This is a genomic window from Lentilactobacillus sunkii DSM 19904 (assembly GCF_001435575.1).
GTDB lineage: Bacteria > Bacillota > Bacilli > Lactobacillales > Lactobacillaceae > Lentilactobacillus > Lentilactobacillus sunkii.
Window position 1 is genome coordinate 1 of the sequence record NZ_AZEA01000023.1, and the last position, 22,697, is coordinate 22,697.

The window sequence follows — 22,697 nt, forward strand, 5'->3', positions numbered from 1 at the left end:
ATCGGCGGGACTTATGTCCCGGCCCCTTTTTGCTTGCGCTGAAATAAGTATTTTTGATGATGAAGAAGATGGTAAACGCCGGACCAGCCAGCGCATAGAAGACCCGTTTGCCAATATTGGCAACGAAGCTGAACTGGTCATCCCGCAGCTGAAGCCGCTGAATCTCGGAACTTCGGTTGGCTTGTGATCCGTGAAGATAGCGCTGCAAGTCATGTTGCGACTTGTACGCGTCGGAGTCATTTTGTTGAAGGCTCTTCAATCCCTGGGTAACGAGCGAAGCATATGAAGTGAGAACATTTTCACTTCTCATAATGTAGAACTGGCAGAAGAACGAAACCGTCAGCCAGATGTTGAACCCGTCAAGAGTCGGTCGAAAGTTCCAATGAGCGTCAGTGTTGAAAAAGTACCCCAGCAAACCAATGATCACGGTTTGGACCAAGACTCGCATAATGTAAAGAAATGTTTTCATGATCATCATCCCTTTTTGCCTAAGTTACGTATGGTAACATTAATTGATTTGTATTATCTTCCAACACCTGGTGCCTGTAAATACCCAATCCAAAAAATCCGCCGACAGAAATCACAAACCGGTTTCCGTTGGCGGATTTTATTTGATGATAATGGTTGATTTAACCTGCTTGTTTCGCAAACTTATCATGTTCCAACTTTTGCGCCCAGATGTTAATTAGTAGCGAAATGATCATCAAAATCAATGACAGCCACATGATATTATGCAGGCCATTGTACAAGATGACTCTCATCTGCGGCAGTAAATGCTGTGGTAGTGCGCCACTGCTGGATGCATCACTCAACTCATTCATCATCTTCATCGTGATTGAACCACCGGACTTATCAACGCCATTCCGTAGTGCGTTATTCATAATAATTCCAAAAATCGAAGCGGTGAACGTCTGACTCAACATGCGAATCAGAAAACTGAAGGAAGTTGCGATCGGAATATCGCTTGGGTTGGCATCCTGTTGAACCTTAACCTGGAGTTCGTTGAAGCAGGCCCCATTTCCAAAACCTTCAAACGCCCCAGCGATCAGCAACACCCAGTATGGTGTCTGCACACCGGAAACCACCATGATAATAAATGAAATCATCAACATTACAATTCCAGCTGCGATGACTCGCTGTGGGGTTAAGAAATTTCTCATTGGTGCAACTGCTTCAGACCCAATAAAGTCGGTAAAGGCACCGGGAATCTGGGTGGCACCACCAATCAGAGCAGAGGTCGCCAAAAGCCCTTGTGCCCACATCGGACTGTATATCAGAAAGGCAATGAAGGCACCCCATATCAGGGTAAATAAGACAAAATCAATCATCAGTGGCAAGTTCTTGAACAGCCGACTCGGGATAATCGGATCGTCTACTTTTTCTTCGAGAATTCCCATAATGATCAAAATAATAATAGCAAATGCGATAACGGCGAGCACCAAGATCAGGTTGGCACTTCCAATCATTTCAATACCTGCCAGCAGGCTGACCAAACCGATGGTCATCATGATGGCCCCGCGATAATCAACCGCTTGGGTTTGGCGGGTTTCATGACTGACTTTGTAATACATTTGAACCAGGATAATTGAAGCCAAACCGATGGGAACATTCAAGTAGAAGACCCAGTGCCAGCTGAATGTATCAACGATATATCCACCAACCAGCGGACCGATGATCGTTGCCATACTGTAACTGGCGGATACAAAGCCCAACACCTGCATTCGTTTACGAGGATTCTTATACATTCTGGCATAGATAATATATGGTAGAGAAACCGTTCCGCCGTTCCCGATTCCCATCAACGTTCTGGCAAGAATCAAGAAGACAATGTTGGGTGCCATCCCTTGGAGAAATGACCCAACAACAAATAATGTTGCAGCCAACTGGTAACTGCGTTTGTTGCCAATGTGCTCTCCCAACTTACTCCATAGTGGTGTACTAACCGCGGTCCCAAGCAGGAAGACGGCAACAATCCACCCCATTAATTCAATGCCGTGAAGATCGGATATAATTGCTGGTAATGCAGTATTGATGGTTGTGTTGTCCAGTCCACTCATTGCGTTTGACAGCAACAGTGCACAAGTTACAATCATAATGTCGCGTTTGGACAAGGTATTCGCCTCTTTCTTGTAAAAGTCACTCTTTCTATACTACAACTTTTATGGCTGAATAAGAAAGAGCAAATTATTAAAATGAAAAGCCGACAAATACCGATGGACGGCAGAAAGCGTTCCCAATCCGACCATCAAACATGATATGCTTAAAGCATTAAAGGAGGACTTCAATTATGGATAATCTTGAGCGAAAAGAAAAGCATCTTCTGTATCATCCTGATGTGCCTGAGTTGATGGATAAACAGCAGATGTACTTGGAGAAGTTATATTCATTTAATGCAACATCCCCAAAAGAAGCTGATAAACGCAGCCAATTGTTAACAGAAATGTGTGCTGAAGTTGGCGAGAATTGTTACATCGAACCGCCAATGCGGGCTAACTGGGGTGGCCACCATCTCCACTTGGGGAGTGACGTTTATATCAACTTCAACCTCACCTTGGTCGACGATGATGACATCACCATCGGCAATCACTGTATGATCGGCCCCAATGTGGTGATGTCCACGGCAGGCCATCCGGTTTTGCCAGTTCTCAGAAACAATGGCTACCAATATAACTTCCCCATCACCCTAAAAGACAATGTGTGGATCGGATCCGGCGTCCAAATCCTGCCCGGTGTCACCATTGGCACCAACTCAGTTATCGGTGCCGGCAGCGTAGTCACCAAAGATATTCCGGATAATGTCGTTGCTTATGGCAATCCATGCCGAGTGGCCCGACCGATTAATGAGCATGATAAGCAGTACTACTTCAAATCCCATAAGTTAGACGTTTGGGAGTAAAAAATCCAAAAAAAGATGATACCAAGTTAGCCAATCCTAACTTGGTATCATCTTTTTAGCATAATTTATTTAACAGCATCAATCACAAATAAGTTCGAATTAAAGTCCGCTGACTTATCCGTTCCGCGAGTTTCATGAAGAATGTCACTCACAAAGAGCCCGGCATTCATCAATTCGTCACCATAGAATTCCTCGGATCCACCATTCACTGTATATTTGGTATCAGGATCGAGTCCTTCAACGTACAACCGAAGATAACCGATATTTGGCCGATTCAAGATTTGATAACGGCCGGCGATTGCGTGTTGCTTGTCGTCACTGACAACCTCCCAGCTCATGACGTTGCCGCCGTTCTCAAATGGATTGTCGATCCGGTAAAATTTACCGAATTGGAAAAGCTTGCGATGGGCTTTATAGAAGGCAACCTGGTCTTTGACCTGCTGCTGTTCTTCAGCTGACATCTTGGTAATATCAAGCTCGTAGCCAAAGTCGCCGAAGTAGGCAACGTTGGCTCGCGTTTTTAATGACGTAATCCGGCCAACCTGATCATTTGGTACAGCAGAAACATGGGCGCCCATCATTGCTTGTGGGTAACCATATGAGGTACCGAACTGAATCAGCATCCGCTCCACGGCATCGGTGTCGTCACTCGTCCAAGCTTGAGGCGCATAGTACATCATCCCCAAGTCGAAACGGCCACCACCTGATGAACAGGATTCGAACAGCACATTTGGATACGCCTTTACCAATCGATCATAGAGTTGGTAAACCCCAAGAATGTATCGGTGTGGCATCTCCAATTGGTCAGCAGCACTTAATTGACTGCTGTAAGTCTCGGTAATATTTCGGTTCATATCCCACTTAATGTAATCAAGCTTGGTCAAATCAATGATTTTGCTCATTGCATCAAAGAGATAATCAACGACTTCCGGACGGGTCATATCGAGAACGAACTGCTGCCGTTCCGGTGATGCATGACGGCCGGGTGCATTAATCAACCAATCAGGATGGGCCTTGTATAATTCACTATCAATCGAAATCATTTCCGGTTCAAACCACAAACCAAATTTTAATCCAAGCTCATGAATCTTATTCGCAAAGGTATCAAACCCACTCGGGAACTTCGGTTCATTCACGAACCAATCGCCAAGGGAACTATCATCATTGTTTCGATGACCGAACCATCCGTCATCCAAGACGAACATTTCCAAGCCTAATTTCTTCGCAGTTGTCGCAAAGCTCAGGAGTTTGTCTTCATCGAAATCCATGAAGGTGGCTTCCCAATTGTTAATTAGAGTCGGCCGCTCAACGTGGGCAAATTTCTGATTAACCAGATGATCTTGATAGAACGTGCCCATCTGTTGGCTCAGCTGATTCATCCCCTGATCGGTATAACTGAGAACCGCTTCCGGTGTCTGGAACTTCTCGCCAGGCTTAAGATTCCAGGCAAACTCTTCAGGATTGATCCCAACCAGCATTCGGCTGGCATCATATTGATCAACTTGAACCTGGTCAGCAAAATTACCTGAATAAACGAGGTTGAACCCAAAGACGGAACCATTCGCATCATCGGTGTTGGGACGAGCCAACATGACAAATGGATTCTGCTGATGACTGGAAGTACCCCGCAGACTACTGATACTTTGAACACCGGAACGCAGATGCGTTCTAATCATGTGTCGTTCACGTGCCCAAGCACCGGAGAACTGAATGAAGTCATAGTCTGAATCCGGCAGATCAAGTTGAGCACTGGCTGCCGCATTCAAAGTCAATTTCTCGTCGCCCTGATTTTGAAACTCGGCACTGCGGATAATCACATCCTGATGGGGAAAGATCGTGTAATTCAAGTGAAGAACCAGACCCAACAGTTTATCTCTTAACGCAATCGTTAAAGTTTGAGCATCATCGTCATTGTCATCGAATGAAGAAGGCAATCCAGCAAGTCGTTGCTTACCATCAACCAATTTGTAGCTTTCGTACTTAAATTCAGTAATTCGGCTGCCATTTTCTTGAGTTACCTGGTAGGCAGGATAGCGGAAGTCACCCTTGCCCAAGCTGGCATATTCCTGCTTAAGAACTTGTGGCTGCACATCCTTGTGGTCCTGTCGCCAAACTGCGGCAGCGTTGTGCCATTCTTTGGTCGTCAAATTGTCGTATGATGGCTTGGCATGAACTCGCTTGCCATAGTACACCTGACCGAGCTCCCCATTTTCCATCACGTGAAAGATATAACTGGTATGGTCTGTCTGTAAATGAAACAACAGATTCTGATCTTCAATTCTAATTGCCACGTTTATCAATCCCTTTTCAGTTTTTGTTAAGCGTTATTTCTGATCGTTATCGTCTGATTTTTGTTCTGGCTTGGACAATGTCAGCAAGTCGTCACCGTGGTTAACTTCACCGGATTCAACGACATACTTGAAGTCCTTGATGTCCTTGTAGTTATTGATGACAACCATAACCGTATCATCATGACCAGCCTTCTTAATAGCCGGATCCCAGAATTCAATCAATTCTTGTCCTTGTGTGACATGTTGACCTTTATCAACGTACTGAACAAATCCGGTACCACGCATTTCAACGGTTCCAATTCCGATATGAATCAGAGTCAGAATACCACTGTCTGAACGAAGGCCAATTGCATGACGGGTTGGGAAGGTTGCTTCAACTGTTCCATCAAATGGTGCAAAGACCTTACCATCCGAAGGCTTGATCGCAAATCCTTTACCCATGTTTCCAGAAGCAAAGTTTTGATCGGAAACATCAGACAAGGCAAGCATCGTTCCGCTGATAGGAGCTGTGTATGTCGTATCTTTGGCAACTTCCTTAACGATATCGGCCATTGATTCTTGACCATTGGTCTCCAAATGCTCGTTCCAAGTCTTTTCAAGTTCATCAACAATCTTGGCGTGTTCTTTTTCGTCCAAGGTAACTTTCTTGAAGAAGATGAAAGTCCCGATAATCATTAATAATGCTGGAACACCGAACATAAACATCTTGAAGGTAATGTTGCCTTGATGAGTGACAGTATTTGCGGTTGCGCCAGCAGTCATTCCTGCAAGAACAGCAGCGACACCAACTACCCAGTTTGAAACGGCACCACCTAATTTATCAAGCAGTGGACGAACAGCTAAAGTTAATGATTCATCACGATGTCCAAATTTCAATTGGCCATACTCAACGGAATCACTGATAATCATTAATACAACTAAGAATACAAGTGGTTGTGGAATGTAGAAGAGAACGGCGGCAAGTAATACCAGGAACAAGTTTGCACCTGCAAATGAGAAGATCAGCATTGCAAGAAGCATTGTTCCGATACATGCGAAGAATACGTTCCGACGACTGAACTTTTGAGCCAAAGGTGGGAACATCAATACTGTGAAAATACCAATAATCATGTTCAATGTCATCAGTAATGAGTACTGACCTGGCTTACCCATAATATAGGTGAAGTAGTACAGCTGAGAAGCGTTGGTGATTTGAATACCGGCTGTATACAAGCAGTATGTCAATGACAACCACATCAATTGGTCATTTCGAGCCAACACTTTAAACACGTCACGTAAACGAGTCTTCTCAGTATTTTTACGAAGTAATGAATCATTTTCTTTTGTTCCGAGAGCAACAATAACGGCTGAGAACCATGAAACGAAGGCGATGGTTGCGGCAAACATGAACCAGCCTCGAAGATCACCTTGTCCATTATTTTTGTCAATTGAGAAGAAGACAACCAGTGGCATAACAACAACACCAACAATGTTGGCACCAATGTTGGAACCAACACGGGCAAAGGTGGCTGTCTTTTCACGTTCTGCTGAATCAAACGAGATTGCTGGAATCATTGACCAGAAGCCAACATCTTTAAACGAATAGAAGATATCCATCATAATGTATAAAATAGCAAAGATAATTAAATATAACAGTGGATTTGAACTGTTCAATCCAAACATATTACTGAACAGAATAGAAAGTGCGATGGACCCAACAGTACCACCAGCTAAGATCCAAGGCTTAAAATGGCCCCATCTGGTATTGGTATTGTCAATTGCGTTACCAATAAATGGATCGATCAATAATTCAACAACCCGTAATGCACCAATGATAAAAGTGATGTAAAAAATCATTTTGTCATTGCTTGCACTACTGCTCTTATCAAACAGATGAGAGGTAATAAAGATCATAAAGTAGGTAGACAACGTTGCATAGAACATATCATGACCGAACGCACCAAAGGAGTACGACAGTCGTGACGTGATCTTTCGACCAGTTGATTCGGTAGTATTACTTGCCATAAATGTAAGCCTCCAAAAATAAAATTTAAAAAATAATTGCTAACTTCAATGTAAACGTTTACAGTTAAATTGTCAATTGGTTTTATTAAAACATGTGATATGTTTATTAAAACATTTAATCGAATTTAATAACGGTTAAAATCTAAGAACTGAGGAGCGAAGTAACATGGCAACAATTAAAGATATTTCGAAACTGGCACACGTATCACCAGGTACGGTGTCACGGGCGTTGAGTGCCGATAAAAGCGAATACGTTGCAAAAGAAACCCGGGACAGAGTCCGTCAGGTAGCTGATAAGCTGAATTATAAATATTCGCTCGTTCCAACCCCGGATAAGAATAAGCTGAATTTTGTGCTATTGACGACCCTGACCCTTGAAGAAGAAACCCGTGATGAATACTGGCGCTTTATTCGTCGTGGTGTGTACGAAGCAGCCGATGCTGTCAACATTAATATGAAGCGAATTGTTCGACCAAGTAAAGACATTGAGCCAAAAGATTTTGCCGAATACGATGCCGTTATCGTGGTTGGAACGATTTCAAGGACGGCTATTCGTGCACTCCAGAAGGTTAACGCCAACGTCATTATCGTCGATCCCGGCCAGTGCTATGACAACTTAGTGGATACGGTGGACACCAATTTGGCAGAACTAACGACTCATGCCCTAGACGAAATGGGAAAATCAGCCCAATCCATTGGTTTTATTGGCGGCCACCGACATGAGGTCAATCTGGATGGAACCAGCGGATCAATTATTGAAGATGTCAGAACATCCGCCTACAAACAATGGTGTAAAGTCCACCAACGTGAACCAATTATTAAAGAAACCAATTGGACAACGAAACAATCAATGGAAGTGGCTGATGAATTATTGGATGAATATGCCAATCGACTTGATGGTCTGCTGGTGGCGTCTGATCCACTAAGCATCGGTGTTATGAAGGGCTTGGCAAAGCATCACGTGACTCCAGGAAGGGATTTGCAACTGATCAGTTTTGATGATTTGGAGTTTGCCTCCTACCTGACACCATCTTTAACCAGTATTTGGCTGCCAAAGGTCGAGCTGGGTTATGCAGCCGTACTGCACGCTGAAACCCTGGTCAGATTTCCAAGAACGTGGCACATGAAAAACATCATTCCAGGTGAAATTCGATACAGAGAAACCTTCAATCCAGATTAACTATTTCCTGTGACTATTCAGTTTTTGCTGCTGTGGGACAATAATTCGTTTCCAAATGCTCTTTAAGATAATATAGCCAAAAATCACGCCAACTAAAGCGCTCAGGAAAAAGCTTGGAATAAACAGATAAACTGCACCGGTCGTGCCCATCATCCAACTGGCAATCGGATAGGCAACAATTGCACCGATAATCCCAGTTCCAATGAGCTCACCACATGCTGCAATGATCAGTTTGTTGGTCTTTTGGAATAACCAGCCGACACAAAAAGCACCGATCATACTGCCGGGAAAAGCTAATACGGTTCCGGTTCCAAGTAAATTACGAATTAATGATGTGATAAATGCTTGGGTGACTGCCCACCAGGGGCCAACAAGGACACCGGAAATCAAGTTGATCAAATGCTGCATTGGCGCAACTTTGGCGACGCCAATCGTAAATTCGAACATACTGCCGCCGACCACGCCAATGGCCGACAGGATTGCTGTGAGAACCATTTTATAAGTCATATTTTGTCGCATAAAAAGCCTCCTTTCGTTAGATAACAAAAGGAGGCTTTTCGCTTCTTTCAACACTTTCCTACGCTGGTACCAACCAGATCAGGTTCGAAGGGTCCGTTAATGTTTTCGTCTCAGCCAAAAGGCTCCCCTAATGTTATCTTTGATTAAGTTTTCGTACGCCTTTAAGTATACCCGAAAAGGTGCCACGTGTTGGAAAATGTGTCCTATTTCTTTTCCCGTTGAGCAACGGCTTCATGAACCGCTTCGATTACCTGGTCAACCGGCATCCGTTGGCCAGTCCACTCCAAAAATGAGCCGGCAGCTTGGTTCACCAGCATCCCAATACCGTTATATGTATGACTTCCCTGCTTCTTGGCGGCACGGATAAATGGTGTTTCAAGTGGGAAATAAATGGCGTCAGTTACAATATGATTCGAGGTCAAATGATTCAAAACAGCAGGCGTAACGGGCAATGATTTGTCGCCCGCCATGCCTATATTGGTTGAATTTGCGATAATTTGGCTTTGATCTACCGCCTTGATCATCAACTCCTCATCTTCATAAGGCAACACTTCAACAACATTCGACCAAGCTTCCAACTGTTCTTTGCGGGATTCGAATAAATCGTTTGTCCGCTTGAATACATAGACTTTCTTCGCCCCAGCATCCACTGCAGCAGAAATGATTGCCCGGCCGGCACCTCCGGAACCCAAGACAGTAATCACCTTTTCATCCAACGTGATATCATTGGCTTTTAATGCATCAATAAATCCCTGACCATCAGTACTGTCACCAATGAGTCGGCCATCCCGATTGACCACCGTATTGACTGCCTGCAGGCGTTCGGCACGTGGTGTCACTTCATCCAAAAGTGGAATGACATCAGTTTTTAGTGGCATTGATAAATTAAAGCCGCCAATATTCATCGTCCGCATCGCAGCAAGACTATCGGAAAGTCCTGCTGAGGTTACATCAAAAGCCAGGTATACACCATTGATTCCGGTCACCTTAAAACTGGTATTATGAATCAACGGCGACAAACTATGAGCCGCCGGATGTGCTAAAAAGCCAAATAACTTTGTATGTCCATCGATCATTCGAATCCCTCCATTGCTACATTTTTATGAATAAATTTTTATTAATCGTTTCCACGACCTCGTTAGGTGTGAGCTCATCAGTTGCAACCCGGAAATCGCTAACTTGTTCGTACCGGGCATCCCTTTGACCTTTTAAATCAACTAGGCCGTCCAATCCAAGCTGTTTTGCCAATGGCCGATCTTGATTATTTTTTAACCGGGACATAATCGTTTCCGGCATTACATCCAACAGAACAACCGGAACTTCACTATCCTTGAGCATCTCAAAGTTAACATCTTGAATGGGGGTTCCGCCACCGGTCCCTAAAATGCCCTCGCCATTAAGCGCTTCTTCGAGAGCCTCATGCTCCAGTTGGCGGAAGACAGTTTCCCCATCTTCGGCAAAAATTTGCTTAATTGGCTTACCGGCTTTTTCGATGACCATGTCATCCAAGTCATGGTATGGAATATTTAACTTTTTGGCCAATAAATGGCCAACGGTGGTCTTCCCGCTTCCCATAAATCCAACTAATATTGCTTTCATAGGCTTCCTCCTCACTTATCCAGTGACTTTCTGATTTTTTGAGCTTTGGCAAAAGTTTTAAAGATTGTGTCTGCGTCCTGATCCTTGATTGCCGCCTGCAATTCACTTAGTTCCTGTTGAAATGATTGAATCTCACGACTAATTTCGATTGAATTACTCATCATAATCGCTGTCCACATCTTCGGGTCTGAAGCTGCTATCCGCGTGGTGCTTTTGAATCCCCCTGCAGCTGCATTTAACCCAACCGGATCATCCTTTAGGCTGTCAGCAATGCTATTGACCAAGACTGCTGCAACCGCGTGAGGAACGTGGCTGAGTTCGCTAACCAGTTTGTCATGGGTTTCTGCCGTGGTTGTTATCCATTCAACATTTGCCGACTTCATCAGTTTCTGAAGTTCGCGAAGTTGCCGGTCAGTTTGTGAACCGGTTACCAGGAAGTATTTTGATCCGGCAAACAGCTTTGCTGAACCATTTTCCCCACCAGTCAGATGAGATCCTGCCATCGGATGGCCACCGATAAAGCCAATTCCTGGTTGGGTGAGCTTCTTAGCTTCGTTCATAATGACCTGTTTGGTGCTGCCGACATCAGTAATGAGTGCCCCGTCCTTTAATGGAAGCTTTGAAAGAATATCAATTTGTGCGACGATCACTGAAACCGGGCCTGCTAAAACGATCACATCGGCTTTTGGAGCGGCCTCCGCAAATTCTTCACGTTCATCAATAATCCGATGATCCAATAAAAACTGGGCTGATCCATCGTCTGGATCACTGCCGATAATATCGGCCTCGGAATTGCCATCCTTGATGATTCTGGCAACAGAACTGCCAATCAACCCAAGCCCGCTAATTAGAACTGTCGTCATCTGCCATCACCTCTGAATCAACGTACCCAAGTCATCAAAAAACTCCGGGTAGGAAATATTAATGCTGTTGGCACCTGCCAAAGTCAACGGCTGGTCAACCAGAAGGGCAGCGACTGCCATGACCATGCCGATTCGATGGTCACCGTGGCTATCTAACTGAGAATTAGCCACGTGCCAATGCTTCCGGCCATCAATGATAAAGCCGTCTTCTAATTCCTCAATTGAGATCCCTAACTTGCGGAATTCAGTCACAATAGCTGAAATCCGATCGGTCTCTTTAACCCGCAATTCACCGGCACCAGTGATCTTGCTGATACCATTGGCTTTTGCTGCCAATAAAGCTACTAAAGGTAATTCGTCAATAACAGCGGGAATTTCGTCAGCACCAATCTCAATGGGTTTCAGGTTAGCTGATTCAACGGTCAAATCGGCTGTCGGTTCGCCATCACTGTTCTCATTTGACAGGCTGATCTTTCCGCCCATCCGTTTCAAAATCTCGTATAAGCCGGTTCTGGTGTCGTTCATGCCCACATTGAGCAGTTTTACCTTGGAGTTCGGAACCAAGCTGGCAGCTGTCATAAAGAAGGCTGCTGATGACATGTCTCCCGGTACGTTCATCTCAATCCCATGCATTTTCGGATCTGGATGAACGGTAATCGTAACATCGTCCGGTTCAGTTTCGATATCTGCACCAAATGCCCGCAGCATGATTTCGGTATGATTTCTGGTTGGCTGCTTTTCGACGAAGATGGAATCGCCATCTGCCTGTAGTCCTGCCAGAATCAAGGCACTTTTAACCTGGGCGCTGGCCACCTTTAAATGATAATCGACTGAATGGAGCTGTTTCCCAGTGATTGTGGCCGGTAAATGGCCATCGGTGACCGCGATGTCGGCACCCATCTGGGCAAGTGGCTCACCTACTCGTTTCATCGGCCGCTTGGATAATGAGGCATCGCCGATCAGCTTGGTCTGAAAGTTCTGACCCGCCAGCAATCCCATAATTAATCGGGTAGTGGTTCCGGAATTGCCCATATCAAGCGGTTCGTTCGGTTCCTGCAATCCATGAAGGCCAACTCCTTCAATCTTGACCGTCTTGCCATCTCTGGTAATCGGCACGCCAAGCTGTTGAAATGCCTTCAGAGTGGATAAACAGTCCTCTGCAGTCAGAAAGTGATGGAGGATTGTGGTTCCCTCACTAATCGCGCCGAACATAATCCCGCGGTGGGAAATGCTTTTGTCACCGGGAACAGCCAATTCACCGTTCAGGCCGGTTTGAAGATTCCCTTGGAGCTCTTTAGTTGTGCCAACCTTAACTTTTTCCATTTGGACCTCCTAGAATTTCTTCAATTCTTCCCGGTATTGGGCTAACTGTTCCTGTAATCGCTGAAGATTGTCGCCGTCAAACTTATCGGTTAGTGCTTTCGACAATTCGATTGCAACGACACTTTCAATGACAATCGAAGCCGGAACGATCGCCGTTGTGTCGGAACGTTCAACGTTGGCCTTTTTGACTTCTTTGGTCTGAATATCAACACTCTGAAGCGGCTTGTACAAGGTTGGGATTGGCTTCATGGCTACTTTAACAATAATTGGCATCCCATTGGTCATCCCGCCTTCAAAACCACCAAGATGATCGGTATTTCTAAAGAAGCCTTTGTCTTGATTCCAATCAATTTCATCCATCACTTGGCTGCCTAAGCTGGTTGCGGCTTTAAAGCCATCGCCAATTTCGACACCCTTCATGGCATTGACACCCATGACTGTGGCAGCAAGCTTAGCGTCCAACTTGGTATCCCAACTGATGTAACTGCCTAACCCGGCTGGAACGTTTGTTGCAACAACCCGGATGATGCCGCCCAATGTGTCACCGTCACGTTTCGTTTGGTCAATCAGTTCATGGATAGAATCAACCTTTGACTGATCGATGATTCTCAAATCATTTTGAGCAATTTCATCCTCAATCTTTCCCACATTCAGTTCGGGATTTGCATCCGTTGAAATCTGGCCAATTTGTTCCACATAGCCGACAAGGTTAATCCCAAGTTGTTCCAAGAACTGCTTGCAGACAGCGCCAATGGCAACTCTGATGGCTGTTTCCCGAGCTGATGAGCGTTCCAAGACATTTCGCAGGTCCTCATGGCGATACTTCATCCCACCAACCAAATCAGCATGGCCGGGACGTGGTCGTTCGACTTTTCTTAAAGTGTTCTCGGGGGTTTCGGGGCTAACCGGATCCATGATTTGACTCCAATGAGCATGGTCACGGTTTTGGACAACCATTGAAACGGGTGATCCAAGGGTAATTCCGTGACGAACGCCGCCTGTGATGGTGACCTCATCATGTTCGATTTTTTGACGGTTGCCTCGGCCATAGCCGCCTTGCCGCTTCTTCAATTGTTCATTGATAGCGTCAATATCCAAATGAAGTCCTGAAGGGATTCCTTCAATAATTCCAGTTAATTGTGGTCCGTGAGATTCTCCGGCAGTTAAGTAATTCATTATTTGCTCTCCTTTTGCATCAATTGATGTTGGTAATCACGTGAGTTTTTTAAAATCGCTTGGAAAATATTTTGCAGATACTTTTGCGTTTCTGCATCTGAATCATGTTGGGCCACCTGCTCCAATACCTGTTTCTCCCTGTCGTTATCAAGAACCGGCAGTTGTGATTCTTCTTTAATCCGCCCAATCCGTGCCGAAGTTTCAAATCGCTTCTTCAATAAATCAATAATCGATTGATCCAATTGATTAATTTGGCGGCGAGCTGCTTGAATCTCATCGTGACCGCTGATGGTTGAACTCTTAATATTATTTGTCATCCTTAACACCTCTTTTTCTGCAAGAAAAAACCAGCTGGGAATGGTATCCAGCTGGTTTACTAAATTCGTAAAGAATGGTAACTCACCCAGCCAGACTATAACGTCTAGTGGGCTCAACAAAGCATTGACTCTGCACCACTTGGACGCGAACGCTCAATTTGCGTCCGCCCCGAAGCGGACACTACATAAAGTAGGCATAGTCAAAATAATAGGCTGTTGCAGTTGTTGTTTGCTTTGTCATTGTTATCAATTCCTCTCTTAAAAGTTGTATTAATTAAAACATATTAGAAATTATTCGTCAACCCTAATCGTTCACTCATTTCATTTTAATCCTTCAATTAGAGTTTATTTTAGATTGAAGCGTTAAATTGCAGCGTTCACTTCACTTGTTACCTTAACCTGCTGGAACGTGTCTGCAGCAGCTTGGGCATGGACTTTGGTTCCATTTTGATAAACGTCTTTATCGTGTTGAATCACACTGATGTCATTAATTGGATTTTCTTCCATTGAAATAAAGTCCGCAAAGTTGCCTACCGCAATCTGGCCATACTCATTATCAACGTGCATAGCTCTGGCACAGTTAATGGTTGCCGAATCGATTGCTTGAGCGGGTGTCATCCCCGCCTTCTCAACGTATAATTCCATCTCATAGGCACTTTCATTTCTGAAACCATTGTATGGAGTCCCAGCGTCAGTTCCCATGGCGATCGGAATCCCTGCCTGGACAGCTTTGGTGATGCTGGCAAAATGCTTCTTGATGTTCACAATGACCTTTTCTCTTGCCCAGTCCGGAACTGTATCCTTGCCATATTTATAAATGGCATACATCGCATTCATCGTTGGGACAACGACTGTTCCATGATCCTTCATCATTGCAATTGTTTCATCATCAATGTCAAAGGCATGTTCAACGGTGTCAAAGCCGGCCTCGACTGCCTCCTTAACCCCTGCGTTGCCTTGTGCGTGGGCCGCAGCCGTCTTGCCTTTGTGGTGAGCTTCAGTGACCGCTGCTCTGGCCTCTTCCGATGTAAATTGAATGTCATCTGGTGTCTCACCGTTTTTAAGAACTCCGCCAGTCACCATCATTTTAATGTTATCGACGCCATTTTTCATTGCCTGGCGAACACCTTTACGAACTTCATCAACCCCGTCGACTTCATATCCACCGCCTGAACCATGGCCACCGGTAATTGAAAATGCTTTGCCGGAAGTCATGACTTTTGGCCCTCTGATCCAGCCTCTTTCCTGCATCTTTTTGATTTCAATATCAATGTCGAATGCAGCCCCAACGTTTCTGATATAAGTAACGCCATGATCAATCGCATCAGCCATGTTTCTCACGGCAAACATTGTATTAAATTCGCGTGAATCGGAGTGACGTTGTTCTTTGCCATCGTTCCACCAATATGTCGGAATACTGGTGATATGGGTATGGGCATTCATGATCCCCGGCATGACATATCGACCATTCATATCGGAAACTTCGTCGACAACCTGGTCTGTGGAACTGCCATTGCCGACCTCGACAATCTTCCCGGTTTCCGTATCGACCACCATATGCTGGTTTTCAATAAAGTTCTGCTTCTCATGGTTGTAAATTGCGACATTCGTATAATTGATTTTTGTCATAATAAATCTTCCTTTCGATGTAAAATGCTTGGTTGCGGACTAACTGAGACGGAACATCTTTAGAACTCTTTAACTGGTATGCCATGGCAACCACCTCCTTAAATGTGTGGGATTAATTTTGAAGCTTTCTTTTTGTGCTTTTCCCCATTACTTTTCTGAAACGTGTTCGGCATAACTGATGCTAATTTCTAAGTGCACTTTGACTAAAACCCAGGACCGGGGTTTCAGCCAAAGTCCCCTTAGAAACCGCATCACCCGTTATGCCTCACACTCTGCTATTTCCAGAATGCGTATTGCAGCTTCCCTGACTGTCCGGACATTGCATCCCACTTCAAACCGCCTACTTTACTGCTGATCAAATGGGCTTGCGATGCCTGATACGTTGGGGCTACTGCTGCAATTGACATCAATCGCTTATCCGCCTGTTTTTCAAAATCCCATCGCTGATTTGCATCATACTTGGTTGTATCATCCACCTTGTTCATCAAATCGTCATATTGTTGATCCTTGAACTTCGAGAAGTTAATCGTGTTGTTACTGCGCATCCCATCCAAGAAGTTTTGGGCATCCGGATAGTCTGGACCCCAGCCAACTGTACAAATGTCGAAGTCGGTTGAGAAGTCACGGGTCACATGAGTTGCATGCGGTACAGATTCAATGTTGATGGTTAGTCCCTTAAGGTTGTTTGAAACCGCACCCTGAACGTATTCGGCCAGCTTCTTCTCGGTGTCGGTATCATCGACCAGGAAGTCCAATGAAATTTTATCCTTACCAATTTCTTTTTGAGCTTTGGCCCAATACTCTTTGGCTTTAGTCGTGTCAGTCGGTGCCTGATCACCCATCTCAGACGTAAAGTCTTCGCCGGTCTTAGGATCTTTGGCATAATCTTTCGGTACGATATTATTAGCACCGATTGAACCATCCTGAAGGACATCCTCAGCCAATTGGTCCTGGTCAATCACCATACTGATTGCTTTTCTCAGGTTTTCGTTTGAAGTTGCTTTCTTCTTATCATTAAAGTAAATATAGTTGTTTCGACCAGTTTCGGTAACGACCAGATTCTTGTTATTCTTGTTCTCTTTCACATACTGGCCGGTCAGGCTGGTCAAATCAATCTGGCCGCCGTTAAACATGTTCTGGGCTGTGTTGTTATCTTTGACAACGGTAACGTCAACTTCTGGGATCTTCACGTTTTTGGCATCCCAGTAGTTCTTGTTCTTCTCATACTTCCATGAATCATTGGTGCCATTCCATCCAGTGATCACGTATGCCCCGTTGGCGACTGTCTTGTCGGAACTTGATCCATATTGGCTGCCATATTTTTTAATGGCGGACGTTTGAATCGGGTAAAAACTGGTGAACTCATAATTCATGAATGGCACCGGCTTAGTCAACTTGATGGTGAATGTCCGGTCATTAACCGCATGAATTCCAAGTTTACTTGGATCAGCTTTACCGCTGTTAACGGCGGCGAAGTTCTCAATGTATTGAATGGACGTTGTCTGTTGTGATTTGGTCCTGGGATCGGCTTGTCGATCAATCGAGTTCACAAAATCCTCGGATTTGATGGCCGAACCATCCTGCCATTTGGCATCTTTGTTAATGTTAAATGTGTATTTGGTGCCGTTGTCAGTTGGCTTAACAACTTCGTCAACAACCCCCGCTGCAATCTTGTTATTCGCATCCCTACGATAAATACCTTCACTGACTTGGTCGATGACTGCACCGCCATTGGTTTCAATGGATTTAGTTGGATCAATTGTTAATGGTTCTCCTGGAATCGTTATTTTTAAGGCTTTTTCAGCACTCCCAGCACCTCCGCCAACTGCTGTCGACGCACAGCCGCTTAATAAGACAGCCATAAATCCAATAACGACACTAATCATGGCTGTAAATCTTATATCCTTAAACATAGCAATTCCTCCAATATATTTGTATTGATATCGATGACCATACAGCCGCGTTGTGTCCATGAAACACAAAAAGCGTCCAATCAGAAGTTAAACTTCCAAAAGGACGCTTTTGCGCGGTACCACCTTTTTTGTGAAATAAATATTCCACCTCTCACGTACAACCGGTCGACACGGTATACGTTGGCGCTGTATTGGGCGCACCCGAGTGATTCTGAACGAACCACCGTGCTCAAAATTGGCTTTAAGTGATTAAGAAATTACGCCTTCACAGATAACGACGCTCTCTTTGAATTTCTTAATACCGACTGTCCAATTTCTCTAAGCACTTTCTCATCGATATCTAATGTTAAGTACCGTAACGAATCTCAAAATGTTTGTCAACACCACTGAGCAAATTTATCCAACAACTCGTTCATGAATCCGACCTCCCATCGCAGTGTCAGCAAGGACTCATAATCATTCAAAAATTTCGAAAATAAGTTTGATTGACTTACCTCATTCGTAATGTGAAAATTAACTTGAAGTACAAAACTAAAGGTAATTCGGGGTGATCATCATGATTAAGAAGCATTTATTTGTAACGTTGGGCATCACTGCAGCAAGCCTCTTCGCACTCAGTATCAGCAATCATTCAGCTCCACAGGCTCATGCAGCAGCTAATTTAACATATGGGAAAATTACCAACAACAGCCTTCATCGGCTGGGCACCATCCGTCAATTAACCCGTGCTCAATTAGCAGCCGACCACAAATTAACCGGCAAACAGGTTCAGCAATTGGTTTATCTGCCACTACCAAAACGATTAACGGCCCACAACTTTACATTGAGTAAGAAGGCTTTAACCATTCATTTGGTCAAGAATTCATACGGTGTAAAAAATGTCGCCATTCCACTGAGTAAACTCACAGGAATTATTTTGAATCGCTATATGCCTGCCAAGTATGACTTTGTTAAGCCAAAGACACCAAACAAAGTTGTATCTATGACGTTTGACGATGGACCGGATCCAACGTTGACACCAAAGTTACTCAAAATTTTGAAACACTATAATGTACCTGCCACATTCTTTGAAGTCGGCAGTAGCGTCATCCGTTACCCAAGTATCAGCCGAATGGTTCTCAAATACGGGAACCAAATCGGAAACCATTCATGGAATCATCCGGACCTGACGAGCCTTTCAAGTACCAGGGCACTACATCAGATTGCATTGACTGATGCAGCCATTTACAAGGCCACCGGCACGATTCCGGCGTATGTTCGCCCACCATACGGTTCAGTTAACAGCCGGATAGGAAACTTGTATGACCGGCCGATCGTTCGATGGAACGTTGACTCACGTGACTGGGCATATCTAAACACACCAAAGACTGTCCAACACGTTTTGGCAACTACCCATCCAGGCTCAATCATTTTAATGCATGATATCCATCCAACATTGGTTGCCGCTGTCCCTCAGATTATCCGTTCATTGAAGAAACGCGGATACACCTTTGTGACATTGCCAACCCTCATGCAAAAGCCGTTGCTGGCTAACTTACAGTACTTTGGTCGAGGCGACTTTCGCGGATTTTAACTCGCTTTAAAGCTTCCTTTCGAGGAAGCTTTTTGATATTGCAGTTAGTTTGTGAGATTGGTAGAATGAGTCATAAGTAAACCAAAATTCAGGAGGATCGTGTGATATGAGTGGAAAATTAACTGTTGGCCAAACAACATTTGAGACTGGAACAACTAAGATTGCCGTCCCGATCACGGGTCGCTCTTCTGATGAAATCCTACAACAGGCAAAAACAGCTGTTGAAGCTAACCCAGACGTGATTGAATGGCGAATTGACTATGATCAAGAGGTATCAGATTCCGATTCATATTTCAAAACAGCACATAAACTCAAAACCATCTTGGATGACACCGTTCTTCTGACAACTTTTCGAACGACTGGAGAGGGTGGCCAAGCAAGTCTTGATGAATCGGCATACGTTAAACTTTACAAATGGATTATCGAAAACGGTCTGACTGATATGCTGGATATCGAAGGACATTTTAGTGAAGCGTTAATCAGTGATCTCATTTACCTCGCCCATCAGCACAATATCAAAGTTATCTTAAGCGCCCACGAATTCCAAGGCACCCCACCTGAATTGGAAATCGTCAATCTCTTGGACCAAATGCAAAATCAAAACGCTGATATGGCTAAGATCGCCGCAATGCCCCGCAAATTCAAAGATGTTCTGACATTGATGCGGGCAACCGCAAGTGAATCCGAAAAATTGGAAATTCCTATAATTGCGATTTCAATGGGTGAATTGGGCCAGATCTCGAGAATGGCTGCACCGCTATTTGGTTCAGTAATGAGTTTTGCCACGGTTGGAAATGCTTCAGCCCCGGGACAAATTGAAATCGGGGAGCTTCGTAAAGATATGAAATTATTTAACCATTAAAAAAGAAACTGCAAACTTTGCAGTTTCTTTTTTGTGTTCTCTATTCATCCTTGGATTGACCTTGACCAACCGGTGTCCCGCCAATGTGCAACAACGTCATGACTGAATGGCCAGCGTGCCCCAAGACATTTCCGGTCCCAATTGCCAACGAAGTGATGACAACCAATCCGGTTCCAACAAGTCCAATCACAACATCAAAGTTCATGACGGCTTGTATACTGGTTTGAGATAAGATTCCAGTCACAATCGGAATCGTGAAGGTCGCAATACTGCCGAACGTAAAGTAAGTTCCAGTAATCACACCTTTATGGGTTGGAAACATCTTAAGCAAAACATTGAGGGCAATTTGCATCACCCCACCGGCAGCAGTGAATCCAAACACAAAGCAGCCGACTGATGTCATGATAACTGTTGAAGCGTTGGTGACCGTTAGCAAAGCCACGAGTGAAATTGTGTTAGTAACAACCAGCAATTTAGTTTCCGTTACGTTTAATTTCAACAAGATGAACATCACGATCACACCACTGATTGAACCAATACTGTACAATGACAGTAATCCATGGGACACCAATGAACTGTATCCAAGATTTTTAGTCGCAAACATACTGATCCACTGAGTAAACAGAATCATGATTGCCATCGTCGTGTAACCGTATAGTGCCAAGGCGATAGTGGCAGTTACCCGACGCACTTTTGATAAAGATTGGTGGGCCTCACTGAATGCTTCATCAGTATTATTTCTCTCAGGGAAGTGGGCACCATGAAGGACAAACAGATTTACAACCAGGACAAGCAGCGCCCCGATGAATGACCAGCCAAACCACAGTTGTCGAGCCTCAAGAGTCGCAATGAAAAGCGGCAGGATGAATTCACCCAAACTCATGAAAGCCTTGATGAAGACATTGGAAGCGCTGGAATTACCACCCATTTCAACAAAGGTTGGGTAAGTACCCGAATCCAGAGCAGAGTTGGCAACCCCGGCAATAATCGCAAATAAGTAAGCAATGACGATGTTGTGAGTAAATGGGATTCCAATAAAGAAGACCATGTAACTCAAGGTTCCGGTTAAAACAAGCTTACGCCGGCCGAAACGATCCGACAGGTAGCCAAACAGGAAGTAGGCGATCAACTTTCCTATCCCAATACCGGAAATAACGTATGAAACAGTTGCGATAGGCACATTCCAGAAGCCACCAAGTGCCTGCATGTTCTGTGTCAGAATAATCAGCCCAATTCCATGGACCAGGTAGTTCAGGTATAGTGCCATTGATAATCTTCGTTTATTGGATCTCGTCATAATAATCACTCTCCCAAGTATGTAAGTAAATAAAAAGCCAGCTGGATATTAGAATCCAGCTGGCTGATTTCTTATTAACTCGCTTAAGAAATTATACCCATCCGGCTAGACTCTAGCGTCTAGCTGGCAACAACAAAGTTACGACTTTGCCCAGGTTAGACGCGAACGCGTTGCGCGCTCGCATCTCACGAGCGCTACTTAAACCATGCATAGCCGTAATAATAGGCATTCAATTGTTGAAGTTGAGTATTCATAGATATAATTCCTTTCTTGAAATGTTGAACTCATTAAAACATATTAGAATTGGTTCGTCAACTCTAATTTCATTTTAATGTTCATGAATGTGAAATCCTGGTACCGAAAACAGCCGGAAATGACTCCCGACTGTTCCTTGGTGACTATTTAACCGGTAATACAATATCAGAAGGCTTAACTTCCTTGCCGAAGTATGGCTTCAACTGCGTATTGTAATCCTTCACGAAGAAGCTTTGCTTGGTTAACTTATCAATTTCCTTGTTAGTCCAGTTAAGAAGTGACTTGTTACCCTTCTTAACAGCTGGCGCAATGTAAGACTTGGGTCCAATGCTCTTGATCCCAACAGTGTATTTAGGATTGTCCTTGGACCAAGCGTAGAGGTATGAGTTGTCATCAGCAAGCGCTACGCCACGGCCATTCTTCAAAGCATTAAATTGTTGGGTCTTTGAATCAAACTTCAATAATTTAACATCGGGCTGCTTGGAAGTGAAGTAGTTTTCAGCAGTCGTTCCTTTGGTAACAATCACGTTCTTGCCTTTAAGTTGGCTGGCACTGGTAATTGGCTTGCTCTTAGGTGAAACCACACCAACGGAAACCTTCATGTATGGTTTGGCAAAATCGATAACCTGTTTCCGTTCTGGCGTAACGGTAAAGTTGGCAAGGACCAGATCAACCTTGTTGGAGTTCAGTGCATCAACCCGGTTGTTGGCATTAACTTGAACGAACTTAACCTTTACACCAAGATCTTTGGCAACTTTGTGGGCCAAAGTGACATCGTAGCCAACCCGTTTACCGTCTTTGTTAACCCAGCCATAAGGAGGCAAGTCGCCGAAAACGGCAATTCGGATGGTTCCGTTTTTCTTAATTTGTTGAACGGAGCTTGGGTTATTGCTTTGTGAACTGGACTTCTTGCTGTTCCCACATCCGGCCAATACCAATAATAAGGTTGCGAATACCCCAACAACGGCGATTAATTTGGTGAATGATCTTTTCTTCATAA

General features: G+C 44.3%; 19 protein-coding genes and 1 riboswitch. Of the genes, 4 read left to right on the forward strand and 15 right to left on the reverse strand.

Annotated elements, in window-relative coordinates:
* Together FD17_RS10560 and FD17_RS10565 are read right to left on the reverse strand one after the other, a co-directional pair.
* Nucleotides 1-469 (reverse strand): hypothetical protein (locus FD17_RS10560; protein WP_057826160.1); only part of this gene is annotated, 469 nt, incomplete at its 3' end.
* 160 nt (nucleotides 470-629) lie between these two features.
* On the reverse strand, nucleotides 630-2,111 hold the full coding sequence (locus tag FD17_RS10565) for an MFS transporter (protein ID WP_082617204.1): 1,482 nt from the start codon (nucleotides 2,109-2,111) through the stop codon (nucleotides 630-632).
* Nucleotides 2,112-2,287: 176 nt separating this feature from the next.
* Here FD17_RS10565 and FD17_RS10570 point away from each other — a divergent pair, with 176 nt between their 5' ends.
* Nucleotides 2,288-2,896, forward strand: a complete 609-nt coding sequence (locus FD17_RS10570) for a sugar O-acetyltransferase (RefSeq protein WP_057826161.1) — start codon at nucleotides 2,288-2,290, stop codon at nucleotides 2,894-2,896.
* Between the two features lie 65 nt (nucleotides 2,897-2,961).
* On the opposite strand, the gene FD17_RS10575 is transcribed toward FD17_RS10570, so the two are convergent.
* Nucleotides 2,962-5,187 (reverse strand): alpha-galactosidase, encoded by a 2,226-nt coding sequence (locus tag FD17_RS10575; RefSeq protein ID WP_057826162.1) that lies wholly within the window; start codon nucleotides 5,185-5,187, stop codon nucleotides 2,962-2,964.
* A gap of 33 nt (nucleotides 5,188-5,220) precedes the next feature.
* Nucleotides 5,221-7,191 carry a sugar MFS transporter gene (locus tag FD17_RS10580; RefSeq protein ID WP_057826163.1) on the reverse strand — a complete coding sequence of 657 codons (1,971 nt, stop codon included), beginning with the start codon at nucleotides 7,189-7,191 and terminating at the stop codon, nucleotides 5,221-5,223.
* 166 nt (nucleotides 7,192-7,357) lie between these two features.
* Between FD17_RS10580 and FD17_RS10585 the strand changes: the two genes are divergently transcribed.
* Nucleotides 7,358-8,371 (forward strand): LacI family DNA-binding transcriptional regulator, encoded by a 1,014-nt coding sequence (locus FD17_RS10585; protein WP_057826164.1) that lies wholly within the window; start codon nucleotides 7,358-7,360, stop codon nucleotides 8,369-8,371.
* Here the strand turns inward: FD17_RS10585 and thiW are convergent, their stop codons facing one another.
* The 9 genes from thiW to FD17_RS10630 all read right to left on the reverse strand — a co-directional run bounded on the left by thiW (nucleotide 8,372) and on the right by FD17_RS10630 (nucleotide 17,710).
* Entirely contained in the window at nucleotides 8,372-8,890 is a 519-nt protein-coding gene (gene thiW, locus FD17_RS10590) for an energy coupling factor transporter S component ThiW (protein ID WP_057826165.1), read from the reverse strand. It abuts the gene before it with no gap.
* A gap of 38 nt (nucleotides 8,891-8,928) precedes the next feature.
* Nucleotides 8,929-9,029, reverse strand: a riboswitch (TPP riboswitch).
* Between the two features lie 64 nt (nucleotides 9,030-9,093).
* A complete protein-coding gene (aroE, locus tag FD17_RS10595; RefSeq protein WP_057826166.1) occupies nucleotides 9,094-9,966 on the reverse strand; it encodes a shikimate dehydrogenase in 873 nt (290 codons plus the stop codon).
* A 16-nt stretch (nucleotides 9,967-9,982) separates the two neighbouring features.
* Nucleotides 9,983-10,489, reverse strand: coding sequence for a shikimate kinase (locus FD17_RS10600; protein WP_057826167.1), 507 nt, complete (start codon nucleotides 10,487-10,489; stop codon nucleotides 9,983-9,985).
* A gap of 11 nt (nucleotides 10,490-10,500) precedes the next feature.
* Complete coding sequence (locus FD17_RS10605; protein ID WP_057826168.1) at nucleotides 10,501-11,352, reverse strand: prephenate dehydrogenase; 852 nt, start codon at nucleotides 11,350-11,352, stop codon at nucleotides 10,501-10,503.
* A gap of 6 nt (nucleotides 11,353-11,358) precedes the next feature.
* Nucleotides 11,359-12,675 carry a 3-phosphoshikimate 1-carboxyvinyltransferase gene (gene aroA, locus FD17_RS10610; protein ID WP_057826169.1) on the reverse strand — a complete coding sequence of 439 codons (1,317 nt, stop codon included), beginning with the start codon at nucleotides 12,673-12,675 and terminating at the stop codon, nucleotides 11,359-11,361.
* Nucleotides 12,676-12,684: 9 nt separating this feature from the next.
* The gene (aroC, locus tag FD17_RS10615; protein WP_057826170.1) at nucleotides 12,685-13,854 is read right to left on the reverse strand and encodes a chorismate synthase; all 1,170 of its coding nucleotides are present in this window, start codon (nucleotides 13,852-13,854) and stop codon (nucleotides 12,685-12,687) included.
* Nucleotides 13,851-14,168, reverse strand: coding sequence for a chorismate mutase (locus FD17_RS10620; RefSeq protein WP_057826171.1), 318 nt, complete (start codon nucleotides 14,166-14,168; stop codon nucleotides 13,851-13,853). Before FD17_RS10620 ends, aroC begins: the two co-directional genes overlap by 4 nt.
* Nucleotides 14,169-14,531: 363 nt before the next feature.
* On the reverse strand, nucleotides 14,532-15,797 hold the full coding sequence (locus FD17_RS10625; protein ID WP_057826172.1) for a metal-dependent hydrolase family protein: 1,266 nt from the start codon (nucleotides 15,795-15,797) through the stop codon (nucleotides 14,532-14,534).
* A gap of 275 nt (nucleotides 15,798-16,072) precedes the next feature.
* The gene (locus FD17_RS10630; RefSeq protein WP_057826173.1) at nucleotides 16,073-17,710 is read right to left on the reverse strand and encodes a peptide ABC transporter substrate-binding protein; all 1,638 of its coding nucleotides are present in this window, start codon (nucleotides 17,708-17,710) and stop codon (nucleotides 16,073-16,075) included.
* A 556-nt stretch (nucleotides 17,711-18,266) separates the two neighbouring features.
* Between FD17_RS10630 and FD17_RS10635 the strand changes: the two genes are divergently transcribed.
* A complete protein-coding gene (locus tag FD17_RS10635; protein WP_057826174.1) occupies nucleotides 18,267-19,283 on the forward strand; it encodes a polysaccharide deacetylase family protein in 1,017 nt (338 codons plus the stop codon).
* A 106-nt stretch (nucleotides 19,284-19,389) separates the two neighbouring features.
* Nucleotides 19,390-20,145, forward strand: a complete 756-nt coding sequence (aroD, locus tag FD17_RS10640; RefSeq protein WP_057826175.1) for a type I 3-dehydroquinate dehydratase — start codon at nucleotides 19,390-19,392, stop codon at nucleotides 20,143-20,145.
* A gap of 40 nt (nucleotides 20,146-20,185) precedes the next feature.
* Here the strand turns inward: aroD and FD17_RS10645 are convergent, their stop codons facing one another.
* Together FD17_RS10645 and FD17_RS10650 are read right to left on the reverse strand one after the other, a co-directional pair.
* Entirely contained in the window at nucleotides 20,186-21,442 is a 1,257-nt protein-coding gene (locus FD17_RS10645) for an MFS transporter (RefSeq protein WP_057826176.1), read from the reverse strand.
* Between the two features lie 398 nt (nucleotides 21,443-21,840).
* On the reverse strand, nucleotides 21,841-22,695 hold the full coding sequence (locus FD17_RS10650) for a transporter substrate-binding domain-containing protein (protein WP_057826177.1): 855 nt from the start codon (nucleotides 22,693-22,695) through the stop codon (nucleotides 21,841-21,843).
* Nucleotides 22,696-22,697: the final 2 nt, after the last annotated feature.